The sequence below is a fragment of the Streptomyces atriruber genome, assembly GCF_001418325.1.
GTDB classification, from domain to species: Bacteria; Actinomycetota; Actinomycetes; order Streptomycetales; family Streptomycetaceae; genus Streptomyces; species Streptomyces atriruber.
The window spans coordinates 1-13,104 of the sequence record NZ_LIPN01000211.1; the positions used below are offsets into that span (position 1 = coordinate 1).

Here is a 13,104-nt window from a genome sequence, read left to right on the forward strand (position 1 = left end):
GGGCTGGCCTCGATGAACAGGCGGTAGCCGTCGGCGAGGAGGGCTTCGATGGTGTCGGCGAAGCGGACGGGTTGGCGGAGGTTGGTGACCCAGTAGGCGGTGTCCAACGCAGTGGTGTCTGCCAGGCGTTCGGCGGTGACAGTGGAGTAGAACGCCACGTCGGTGGAGGCGGGGCGGATGTCGGCCAGGCGCTCGGTGAGCAGGTCGTGGAGCTGGTCGATCTGGGGGTTGTGGGAGGCGTAGCCGACATCGATGACCCGGGCGCGCAGCCCGGCCTGCTCCGCGTCGGCGACGACCGCGGCCACCTGCTCCGGGGGGCCCGAGATGACGGTCGAGGAGGGCCCGTTGACGGCCGCGATACTCACGCCCGGCCGGTCGTCCCCGATCAACTCGACGGCTTCCTCGGCGCTGGTGCCCAGCGAGGCCATGTCGCCGTGCCCCTGCAACTGGCGCAGGGCGTCGCTGCGTACCGCCACGATCCGTGCCGCATCCTCCAACGACAGTGCGCCCGCGACACAGGCGGCCGCCATCTCGCCCTGCGAGTGCCCGATCACCGCGGCCGGGGTGATGCCCTGATCCGCCCACACCGCAGCCAGTGACACCATCACGGCCCACAGCACGGGCTGCACGACCTCCACCCGCGCCAGCTCGGCCCCATCCCCACGCAATACGTCCCGCAGCGACCAGTCCACGTACGCGGACAACGCCTGCTCGCACTCGGCGATCCGTGCCGCGAACACCGGTGACTGGTCCAGCAGTTGGGCTCCCATGCCGACCCACTGCGAGCCCTGTCCGGGGAAGACCAGCACCGGCCCCGCGCCAGAAGCACCCTGTACGGCGCCCTGGACGACGTCTGGTGACGGCTCGCCCGCTGCCAGGGAACGGAGCCCGGCCAGGAGCGCATCGCGGTCCCGACCCACCACCACGGCCCGATGCTCGAACACCGACCGCGTCGTCGCCAACGACCACCCGACCTCCGCCGGAAGCGCCTCCGTGTCACCCGCCACGAACGCACCCAACCGCCGCGCCTGCTCACGCAACGCATCAGGCGTCCGCCCCGACACCACCCACGGCACCACAACCCCCGCCGCACCACCAGCCACAGACGAGACGGCCCCAGCCGCCTCCTCCTCCGGCAACGGCGCCTCCTCCAAAATCAAATGCGCATTCGTCCCCGAAATGCCGAACGAGGACACCCCGGCACGACGGGCACGTTCTCCGCGCGACCACGGGACCGGCTCCGTCAGCAGGCGTACTCCGCCGCCGTCCCACTCCACGTGGGGAGTCGATTCGTCGGCGTGGAGTGTCGCGGGGAGTTGTTCGTGGCGCAGGGCCATGACCATCTTGATCACGCCCGCGACACCGGCCGCGGCCTGCGTGTGGCCGATGTTGGACTTCACCGAGCCGAGCCACAACGGCCGGTCCTCGGAGCGCCCTTGGCCGTACGTGGCCAGCAGGGCCTGCGCCTCGATGGGGTCGCCGAGCGTCGTGCCGGTGCCATGGGCCTCCACGACGTCCACGTCGTCGGGGCTCCGGCCCGCGCCGGCGAGGGCCGCGCGGATGACGCGTTCCTGGGAGGGTCCGTTCGGGGCGGTCATGCCGTTGCTCGCGCCGTCCTGGTTCACGGCCGAGCCGCGCAGCAGGGCGAGGACCTTGTGGCCGTTGCGGCGGGCGTCGGAGAGGCGCTCCAGGACGACGAGTCCGGCGCCTTCGCCCCAGCCGGTTCCGTCGGCGGCGGCGGCGAACGGCTTGCAGCGGCCGTCGGGGGCCAGGCCGCGCTGGCGCGAGAACTCGACGAAGGTGTTCGGGGTGGCCATCACGGTCACGCCTCCGGCGAGTGCGAGCTCGCACTCGCCCTGGCGCAGGGCCTGGGACGCCAGGTGCATCGCGACGAGGGAGGACGAACACGCCGTGTCCACCGTGATCGCGGGGCCTTCGAGGCCGAAGGTGTACGCGACCCGGCCGGAGGCGACGCTCGGTGTGCTGCCGGTCATGATGCGTCCCTCGAAGCCGTCCGGCTTGCGGGCGAGGAAGCGGGAACCGTAGTCGTCGTACATGATCCCGGTGATGACTCCGCACGGGGTGCCGCGCAGGGCCGCCGGGTCGATGCCCGCGTTCTCGAAGGCCTGCCAGGCGGTTTCCAGGAGGAGTCGCTGCTGCGGATCGGTGGCGGCGGCCTCGCGCGGGCTGATGCCGAAGAAGGCCGCGTCGAACCGGGCGGCGTCGTAGAGGAAGCCGCCTTCCCGGGTGTAGCTGTGGCCGACCCGGTCGGGGTCGGGGTCGAAGAGTCCCGCCGTGTCCCAGCCGCGGTCCTCGGGGAACGGTCCGATGGCGTCGGTGCCGGTGGCCACGAGGCGCCACAGCTCCTCGGGCGAGGTCACGCCGCCCGGGTAGTGGCAGGCCATGCCGACAATGGCGATGGGGTCGCCGTCGGTGGCGTTGGTGGGCGCCGACGGTACGGGGACGGCCGGGGAGGTGCGCTGGTCGGCGTCGGGGAGATGGCTGCGGAGGTGGCGTACGAGGGCGGTGGGGCTGGGGTGGTCGAAGATGAGGGTGGCGGGCAGACGGATGCCCGTGGCGGTGGAGAGGCGGTTGCGCAGCTCCAGGGCGGTGAGCGAGTCGAAGCCCAACTCCTGGAAGGCACGGCCCAGTTCGAGGGATTCGGGCGAGGGGTGGGCCAGGACGGTCGCGATCTGCTCACGGACGAGGTCGCTCAGGGCGCGGTCCCGGTCGGCGGCGGACAGCCGAGCGAGGCGGGCGCTCCACGAGGCGGGTGCCGCCGCGTTCTCGTCGGTGGCGGCCGCGGCGGTGCGCGGCGTGCGGACCAGGCCGCGCAGGGCGGGCTGGAGGGTGCGGGCCGCGGCCTGGCCTCGCAGGACGGCGCGGTCGAAACGGGTGGCGAGGACCGTGGGGTGCGGGGCCGTCAGGGCCGCGTCGAAGAGGGCCAGGGCCTGCTCGTCGGTGAGGCCCGCGACGCCGGTCCGGTGGATGCGGGCGCGGTCGGCGTCGCCGAGCCGTGCGGCCATGCCGCCGGACGCGGATTCCCAGAGGCCCCAGGCCAGGGAGGTGGCGGCGAGGCCCTGGGCGCGGCGGTGCTCGGCGAGGGTGTTGAGGAACGCGTTGGCGGCGGCGTAGTTGGACTGGCCGCCGTTGCCGAGGACGGAGGCTCCGGAGGAGAAGAGGACGAAGGCCGCCAGGTCCAGGTCGCGGGTGAGTTCGTGCAGGGTCCAGGCCGCGTCGGCCTTGGGTGCCAGGACGGCGTCGAGGCGGTCGGGGGTCATCGACGCGATGAGGCTGTCGTCGATGACGCCCGCGGTGTGGACGACGGCGGTCAGCGGGTGGGCGGCGGGGATGTCCGACAGGAGGGCGGTGAGCGCTTCGCGGTCGGTGATGTCGCAGGCGGCGACGCGTACGTCAACGGCGTCGTCCATGAGGTTCGCGCGCAACTCGGAGACGCCTTCGGCGGCCTCGCCGCGGCGGCTCACGAGGAGCAGGTGGCGGGCTCCGTGCGCGGTGGCCAGGTGGCGGGCAACGGCCCGGCCGAGGCCGCCGGTGCCACCGGTGATGAGGACGGTGCCGTTCGGGTCGATGTCCGGCGCGGTGGCGTCGGCCGGAGGCGGGGTCGCGGCGAGGCGCGGCACGAGCGCGGTGCCCGCGCGCAGGGCGAGCTGTGTCTCGGCGTGGGTGGTCGCGGCGGCCAGGGCGGCGGGCAGGGCGTGGCGTGACGCGGGGTCCTGGTCGACGTCGACGAGCAGGACGCGGTCGGGCTGTTCGGCCTGCGCGGCGCGGACCAGGCCCCAGAGGGGTGCGGTGGCCAGGTCGGCGGGGGCGTCGTCGGCGCGGGCGGTGACGGCACCCGTGGTGAGGACGACGAGGCGGGCGGCGGTGAGCGTGTCCGCGGCGAGCCAGGCGCGCAGGAGGTCGAGGGTGTGCTGGGCGTGCGCGCGTACTCGGGCGGGGAGGTCGGTGGCTGCCTCCGCATGGCCTTGGCCGGTGGCGTCCCCCTTGCCGGTCGTGTCGCTTTGGCCGGTCGCGCCGTCCTGGCCGGTGGTGTGCTTCGGGCTGCCCTCGGCGGGCATGGGCGCGAAGACGACGTCCGGTACGGGTCCGCCGTTTTCGACGGCGGCCGTCAGGGCGGCCAGGTCCGGATGGTGGTGCGCGGCGGGGGCGAGGCCCGAGTCGTCGGTGCCGAGCACGGCCCAGGTGGCGGCGGTCGGCGCGGTGTCGGGCAGCGGCAGCGGCTGCCAGTCCAGGTGGTGCAGCGGGGGCGCGGCGGCGGGGTGGGCGGAGCGCCAGCGGTCGGCGGGGACGATCCGCAGTTGGAGGGTGTCGACCGTGGCGACGGGGGCGCCGTCGGTGTCGGCCAGGGCCAGGCGCAGCCGGTCGTCGCCCCGGGGGCCGAGACGGACGCGCAGCCGGGTGGCCCCGGTGGCGTGGTGGCGTATGTCGCCGAAGGCGAACGGCAGCCGTACCGGGGCGTCCGTGCCGCTGCCGCTGCCGCTGTCGTGGTAGAGCTCGTCGACGACGTGCAGCGCGGCGTCGAAGAGCGCCGGGTGGAGGGCGAACGCGGTCGCGTCGGCGCGCTGTTCGTCGGCGAGGCGGACGTCAGCGTAGAGGTCGTCGCCGTGCCGCCAGGCGGCGTGCACCGCGCGGAAGGCGGGCCCGTAGCTGTAGCCCTGCGCGTCGAGCCGGTCGTACAGCGCGTCCACGTCGAGGGCGGTGGCGTCGGCGGGCGGCCAGGGCGTGGTGTCGGGGAGCGGCGGTTCGGTGCTCCGGCCCGTGGTGAGGACGCCGGTGGCGTGGCGGCGCCAGCCGTGCGGGTCGCCGTCCTCGCCCGTCTCGTCGTCGTCCTCCGCGTCGGCGGGCCGGGAGTGGACGGTGAGGGTACGGCGCCCGGAGTCGTCGGGGGCACCGACGGCGACCTGCACCTTCACGGCGTCGGCGCCCGTTCCGGCGCTCTCCCCGGCCCCGGTCCCGTGCCCCGCGGCGGAGTCGTCGAGCAGCAGCGGTGTTTCCAGGGTCAGGTCGTCGACGGTGTCGCAGTCGGCGTGCCGCCCCGCGATCAGGGCGAGTTCGACGAATGCGGTGGCGGGCAGCGGTACGCCGCCCGCGATCGAGTGGTCGGCGAGCCACGGTTGCGTACGCAGGGACAGGCGTCCCGCGAGCAGGAGGCCGCCGTCGGCCTGCCGGATGACGGCGGGCAGGAGGGGGTGGCCGGTCTCCTGGAGCCCCGCGGCACGGGCCGGGGCCGCGGCGTCGGGGGTGACGCGCCAGTACCGCCTGCGCTGGAACCGGTAGGTGGGCAGCGGCAGTTGTGCCGCGTCGGCGGGGACCAAGGCGGCGAGGTCGGCCGGTTGCCCGTCGGTGTGGAGCGCGGCGACGGCCCCCAGCAGCGTACGGGCCTCGTCGTGTCCGGAGCGCAGGGCGGCCGCGACGACCGGTTCGGCCTCGTCCTCGTCGCCCGTCCTGGCGGGGAGGCAGTCCTGGACCATGGTGGCGAGGACAGGGTCGGGCCCCAGCTCCAGGTAGCGCACGACGCCCTGGTCGCCCAGGGTGCGCAGCCCGTCGTGGAAACGCACGGGACGCCGCACGTGCCGCACCCAGTATTCGGGGTCGGCGAGCAACTCCGCGTCCGCGAGGCGTCCGGTGAGGTTGGAGACGACGGGCAGCGTCGGCGCGTGGAAGGTCAGGGTGCGGGCCACGGCACGGAAGTCGTCGAGCATCGGCTCGATCAGCGGCGAGTGGAAGGCGTGGCTGACGTTGAGGCGCTTGGTCTTGAGCCCGCGCCCGCGCAGGGCCTGTTCCAGGTCCGCGACCGCGGCGGCGTCACCGGAGACGACGACGGCGGCGGGGCCGTTGACGGCGGCGAGCGAGAGGTGTTCCTCCCGTCCGGCGAGCAGCGGCAGCACGTCGCCCTCGGCCGCCTGCACCGCGAGCATCGCGCCGCCCGCGGGCAGGGCCTGCATGAGGCGTCCGCGGGCCGCGACCAGTGTGCAGGCGTCCGGCAGGGTGAGCACTCCGGCGACGTGCGCGGCGGCGATCTCGCCGACGGAGTGCCCCGTGAGATGGCTCGGGACGACACCGAGGGAGGTGACCGTGCGGTACAGGGCGACTTCGAGGGCGAACAGGGCGGCCTGGGTCACGCCGGTCCCGTGCAGTACGGCTGCCTGCGCGCTGTCGACGGGGGCGAACAGGACGTCCCGCAGGGGCTGTTCGAGCAGCGGGTCCAGATGGGCGCAGGTCTCGTCCAGGGACTGCGCGAATGCGTCGAAGGTGGCGTACAACTGGGCGCCCATGGCGGGGCGTTGGCTGCCCTGGCCGGTGAAGAGGAAGGCGGTGCCGCCGCTCCTCGCGGGGCCCGCGGCGCGGGTGAGGGCGGGGTGGGTACGTCCGGCCGCGAGGGCGGCCAGCGCGGCGGCGCGCTCGCCGCGGTCGGCGCCGAGCACCACGGCGCGGTGCTCGAAGAGGGTGCGGCGCAGGAGGGTGGCGGCGATGTCGGTGGCGGAGGTGGCGGAGGTGCCGTTATCGGCCTCGGGGTCGGCGGTGCCGGTCGCGGAAGCGGCGCTGGCGGCGTCGGTCGCGGGCTCGGTGCTCCCAGTCGTGGCACCGACGCCCCTGGTCGCGGAGTCGCCGCTACCGGCCTCGGCCCCGACGATCCCGGTCGCGGACCCGCCGCCCTCGGCCGTGGAGCCGTCAGCCGCGGAGCTGTCAGCCTGAGCGGCGGCGACGCGGGCGCCCGGCGCGTCGGCCGTGGTGCTGTCGGGGCGGGCAGCACAGTCGGCGTGATCGGCGTGGTCGGCGACATACCCCGCCAGCGCGTCCGCCTGGGCGCGCAGCGCGTCGGGCGTACGCGCGGACAGCAGCCACGGCACCGGCACCCGCCGCTCCTCGCGGGACCCCGTGGCGCCGATGGCTCCCCCGGAATCCACACCGGCGTCACCTTCGGCATCGGCATCGACCGGGGGCGCCTCCTCAAGAATGAGGTGGGCATTCGTGCCGGAGATGCCGAACGAGGAGATGCCCGCCCGACGTGGGCGGTCGCCCCGCGGCCAGGCGACCGGCCCGGTCAGCAGGCGCACCGCGCCCGACTCCCAGTCGGCGTGCGGGGTGGGCTCGTCGGCGTACAACGTGGCGGGCAGCGTCTCGTGCCGCAGCGCCTGGATCATCTTGATGAGGCCCGCCGCGCCCGCCGCACCCTGGGTGTGGCCGATGTTGGACTTCACCGAGCCGAGCCACAGCGGCCGGTCCTCGTGCCGCTCCTGCCCGTACGTGGCGAGGAGCGCGTCGGCCTCGATGGGGTCGCCGAGACGCGTGCCGGTGCCGTGCGCCTCGACCGCGTCCACCTCCGCGGGCGAGAGCCGCGCCCCCGCGAGGGCGGCGCGGATCACGCGCTGCTGGGAGGGGCCGTTGGGGGCGGTGAGTCCGTTGCTGGCGCCGTCCTGGTTGACGGCGGAGCCACGGATGACGGCGAGCACCCGGTGACCGGCCCGCCGGGCGTCGGAGAGGCGTTCCAGGACGAGGAGTCCGGCGCCCTCGGAGAAGGCGGTGCCGTCGGCGGCGGCCGCGAAGGGCTTGCACCGGCCGTCGGCGGCCAGGCCGCGTTGGCGCGAGAACTCGGTGAACACGTACGGGGTGGGCATGACGGTGACGCCGCCCGCGAGCGCCAGGTCGCACTCGCGCCGCCGCAGCGCGTGGGCGGCGAGGTGCACGGCGACGAGCGACGACGAGCAGGCGGTGTCGATCGTCACCGCGGGTCCTTCGAGGCCGAAGGTGTAGGCGAGGCGGCCGGAGAGGACGCTCGGGGCGCTGCCGGTGACCAGGTGGCCCTCGGCGGCCGCGTCGATGTGCGGGGTGCCGAAGCCGGGCAGGGCCGCGCCCGCGTACACGCCGGTACTGCTGCCCTGCAGCGACTGCGGGTCGATGCCCGCGCGCTCCAGCGCTTCCCAGGCGCACTCCAGGAGCAGTCGCTGCTGCGGGTCGAGGACCGCGGCCTCGCGCGGGCTGATGCCGAAGAACTCGGGGTCGAACCGGTCGACGTCGTGGACGAACCCGCCCTCGCGGGCGTAGGTCGTCCCCGGGTGGTCGGGGTCGGGGTGGAAGAGACGCTCCAGGTCCCAGCCGCGGTTGTCGGGGAAGGCGCCCAGGGCGTTGCCGCCCGCTGAGACCAGGTCCCACAGGTCCTCGGGGGTGCGGACGCCGCCGGGGTAGCGGCAGGCCATCTCCACGACGGCCACCGGTTCCTGGTCGCGCTCCTCCGCCTCGCGCAGCCGCTGCCGGGTGGCGTGCAGGTCCGCGGAGACACGCTTGAGGTAGTCGACCAGTTTCTCTTCGCTCACCATGTGCGCTTTAGCTCCCCGCCCGTGATCGCGGGGTGTGCGGCCGGCATGCGGCTCACACCCCGAGTTCGTTGTCGATGAAGTCCAGTACCTGCTCGGCGGTGGCCGTCTCCAGCTGGTCCACCGCTTCCTCGCCGTCCGCCGCGGCCGCCGTGGTCGCCGCGAAGCGGGCGAGGAGTGCCTCCAGGCGGGCCGCGACGGCCGCCTGGTCCAGGCCCTGCGCGACGGCGGCGGACAGGGCGTGCTCGACCCGGGCCACCTCCTGAAGGACCTGGGCGGTCATGTCGCTGTTCGTGGCCCGCGCCCCGTCGGGTGCGAGCCGTTCGGCCAGGTGGGCGGCGAGCACATGGGCCTGCGGGTAGTCGAAGACCAGGGCCGCGGGCAGCTTCAGGCCGGTCGCCGCCGCGAGCCTGTTGCGCAGTTCGACGGCGGTGAGCGAGTCGAATCCGAGCTCCTTGAACGGCGTGTCGACCTGCACCGCGTCCGGGTCGGCATGTCCGAGGACTCCGGCCGCCTGGGTACGCACCAGCGCGGTGAGGAGGTCCAGTTGTGCCTCGGGAGTGAGGCCGGCGAGCCTGCCGGACCAGTCCGTCGCCTCCCCGGCGGCTGCCGCGGCGGGGCGGGCGGCGGGTGTGCCCGCGGCCGCCAGCGTGCGCAGTACGGCGGGGACGGGGGCGTCGGAGGCGGCAGGGACGCGGGGGTCCAGGTCCAGGGCGAGCAGGTCGGGGCGCCCGTGGACGCGTGCGGCCGCCAGCAGGGCGCAGCCGCGGTCCGCGGCGGTCGGCTTGATGCCGTACCGGTCGATGCGGGCCCGGTCGGCCGCGGACAGCGTGCCGGTCAGGCCGCTGGTGGCCTCCCACAGCCCCCACGCCACGGAGAGACCTGCCAGCCCCTCCGCACGGCGGCGCGCGGCCAGCGCGTCGCAGTAGGCGTTGGCGGCGGCGTAGTTGGCCTGGCCCGGGGTGCCCAGGGTGGAGGCGAAGGAGGAGAACATCACGAAGAGGCCGAGCCTCAGCTCCCTTGTGGCCTCGTGGAGTTGGTGCGCGGCGGCGGCCTTGGCAGCCCACACCCGGGCGAGGCTTTCGGGGCTCTGGGTGCCGATCATGGCGTTGTCGAGCACACCGGCGGCGTGTACGACGCCGGTCAGCGGGTGCGCCGGATCGATTCCGTCGATCAGCGCGGCGACGGCTCCCGGCTCGCCCAGGTCGACGGCCGCGAAGGAGACCACGGCCCCCAACTCCGCCACCCGCGCGCGGAGTTCCTGTGCACCTTCGGCAGCGCCTCCGCTGCGGCCGGCGATGAGCAGATGCCTGCTCTCACCGGTGCGTGCCAGATGTTCGGCCACGGCGGCGCCGATGGTTCCGGTGCCTCCGGTGACGAGGACGGTGCCGTCGGGGTCGAGCGGCGCGGGTACGTCGAGCACGAGTTTCCCGGTGTGCTTCGCCTGGCTCATGAACCGGAACGCCTCGGGCGCCCGCCCCAACGGCCGTGCGTCGACGGGCAGCGGCACCAGCGTCCCGGCGGCGAAGAGCTCGCCGAGCAGGTCGAGCATCCGCCCGAGCCGCTCGGGACCGGCGTCGGCGACCAGGTCGAAGGCCTCGTACGACACACCGGGGTGCTCCAGCGCGACCAGTTCGGGTTCGCGCGGATCGCTCTTGCCCATCTCGACGAACCGCCCGCCACCATCGAGCAACCGCAAGGACGCGTCGAGGAGTTCGCCGGTGAGGCTGTTCAGGACGACGTCCACGCCACGGCCGCCGGAGGCCCGGCGGACGGTGTCCTCGAACGCCGCGTCCCGGGAGGACGCACGATGGGCGGCGTCGATCCCCATCTCTTCCAACACTGCGTGCTTGGCCGGGCTCGCGGTCGCGAAGACCTCGGCATCCAGATGCCGGGCGATCTGCACCGCAGCCATCCCCACACCACCGGTGGCGGCATGGATCAACACCCGCTCCCCCGCCTTCAACCCGGCCAGCTCCACCAACCCGTACCACGCCGTCAGGAACGCGGCCGGGGCGGCGGCCGCCTGCCGCGTGTCCCAGGCGGTCGGCACGGGGGCCAGCATGCGTGCGTCTGCGACGGCCCACGGGCCGAAGGCGCCTTCCTTCAGCATGCCCATCACACGGTCGCCCGCCGAGAGCCGGGTGACGCCAGGCCCGACCTCCGTCACCACGCCGGACGCCTCGGTGCCGGGCAGCGCGTCGGCGTCCGGATACATGCCCAGAGCGATCAGCACGTCGCGGAAGTTGACCCCGGCCGCGTGCACCGCGACCCGGACCTGCCCCGGCTCCAACGGCCGCAGCACCTCGTCGCAGGCCACCGCCTCGACGGCGTCCAGCGTCCCGGACGCTCCGCCCACGAGCCGCCACGCCCGCGCTCCGGGCGGTCCGGTCAGCTCGCCCGACGTATCGGCCCGCGCCCACCTGGGCACCAGCACGCGGCCCCCGCGCAGGGCGACTTGGGGCTCGTCCGCGGCCGCCGCGCACCGCACCGCGTCCAGAACCTCCGCACCCGGTGCGCCGTCGAGCGGACCGTCGGTGTCGGGCAGGTCGAGCAGGACGAACCGGCCCGGGTTCTCCGACTGCGCACTGCGCACGAGGCCCCATACGGCGGCACCCGCCGGATTCGGGGCGCCCGGCACACCGGAGTCCTCATCAGGACCAGCCGCGCCCCTGGTCACGAAGACCAGCCGGGACTGCTCCAGGCCGGGCACGGCCAGGAACTCCTGGAGGACGCCCAACACACGCCCTGTCAGGGCGAGTCCGTCCTCATGCGTGACCGCATCCGAGGTGTCCACGGGTGCCAGGACCACCGAGGGGAGGGGGGAGGTATCGGCGACCTCACGTACCCCCTCAACGTCCAGTCCGTCGAGCGTCACGCAACCAGAGGCATCGACCGCGCCGGAACCGTCCACGGCCGCAGGGACGGGGAGCGGCGTCCACCACAGTTCGTACAGTCCGTCGGCGCCGGACCCGACCGCCGCCCGCACCTGCCCTGCGCTGGTCGACCGCAGCCGCAGCTCCGCCACGTCCATCACGGGCGCCCCGGCGGGATCGGTCACCGCCAGCGACACGGTCTCCTCGCCGCTCCCGCTCAGCCCGCTGATCCTCACCCGCACGGTCGTGGCGTCGGTGGCCCACAGCGCGACACCGCTCCAGGTGAAGGGCAGCAGCACCTGCCCGCTCGCAGCCCCGGACGCGGATCCGTCCAGGCCGCGCCGTGCGAGCAGCGGATGCAGGGCGGCGTCCAACAGCGCGGGGTGAATGCCGAACCCGGCAGGCGAACCGGCCTGCTCGGGCAACTCCACGTCCGCCAGCACGTCCTCGCCCTGCCGCCACATCGCGCGAAGTCCGCGGAACGCCGGGCCGTACTCGTATCCGGCGGCGGCGACACCTTCGTAGAACTCGTCCACATCCACCGGTTCGGCCCCCGCCGGGGGCCACTGCCCGGCCTGCCGCGGCGGCCGCGCCCCCGGTTCCCGCCCGAGCTCGCCGACCGCATGGCACACCCACGCCGCCGCGCCGTCCTGCTCAGGACGCGAGTACACGCGTACGTCGCTCCTGCCCTGGTCGTCGGCGACACCCACGACGACCTGGACCTGGAGACCGCCGCTCCCGGGCAGCACCAAGGGTGCCTGGAGCGTCAGTTCCTCCAACGTCGCGGAGCCCGCCTCGTCGGCGGCCCGCAGCACCCACTCGACCAGCGCCGCACCCGGCACCAGAGCGGCCCCCGCGATCACGTGCCCGCCCAGCCAGCCGCCGCGCTCGGCGGAGACCCGGCCGTTGAGCACCACTCCCCCGTCGGCGAGCGCGACCACGGTCGGCAACTGCGCGTGCCCCGACCCGGTCGGCCCCTGGTCCCCGACGTCCCGCCGCACGGTGTCGGCAAGCCAGTAGCGGCGGCGTTGGAAGGCGTACGTGGGCAGGTCGACGGTACGCGGGGCAGGCTCGGCCGGGAACCAACGCCGCCAGTCGACCTCCGCACCCGCGATGAACGCCAGCGCGGCGGCACGGGTGAGCTGAGCGGCATCGCCATGGTCACGACGGAGAGTGGGAACCACCGTGGCGGGCACATCCGCCCGCTCAATGGTCTCCTCCATACCAAGACCCAGCACCGGATGAGCACTCGCCTCGATGAACAGACGATAGCCGTCCGCCAACAACGCCTCGATGGTGTCGGCGAAGCGGACCGGCTGGCGAAGGTTGGTCACCCAGTAGGCGGTATCCAACGCCGTGGTGTCCGCCAGGCGTTCAGCGGTGACAGTGGAATAGAACGCCACGTCCGTCGCAACGGGGCGGATGTCGGCCAGGCGTTCCGTCAACAGGTCGTGGAGCTGGTCGATCTGCGGGTTGTGGGAGGCGTAGCCGACATCGATGACCCGAGCACGCAGCCCGCGTGCTTCCGCGTCCGCGACGACCGCGGCCACCTGCTCCGGGGGGCCCGAGATGACGGTCGAGGAGGGCCCGTTGACGGCCGCGATACTCACGCCCGGCCGGTCGTCCCCGATCAACTCGACGGCCTGCTCGGCACTGGTACCCAGCGAGGCCATGTCGCCGTGCCCCTGCAATTGACGCAGGGCGTCGCTGCGTACCGCCACGATCCTTGCCGCATCCTCCAACGACAGCGCCCCCGCGACACACGCGGCCGCCATCTCCCCCTGCGAATGCCCGATCACCGCAGCAGGCGTGATCCCCTGATCCGCCCACACCGCAGCCAGCGACACCATCACGGCCCACAGCACCGGCTGCACGACCTCGACCCGCGCCAG

Annotated in this window: 2 protein-coding genes; both read right to left on the minus strand. The window is 74.3% G+C overall.

Annotated elements, in window-relative coordinates; translation table 11 throughout:
* Nucleotides 1–8,339 (minus strand): type I polyketide synthase (locus AOK03_RS22215; RefSeq protein WP_167355634.1); only part of this gene is annotated, 8,339 nt, incomplete at its 3' end.
* Between the two features lie 52 nt (nt 8,340–8,391).
* On the minus strand, nt 8,392–13,104 hold a 4,713-nt coding region (locus AOK03_RS22220), incomplete at its 5' end, for an SDR family NAD(P)-dependent oxidoreductase (protein ID WP_079074883.1).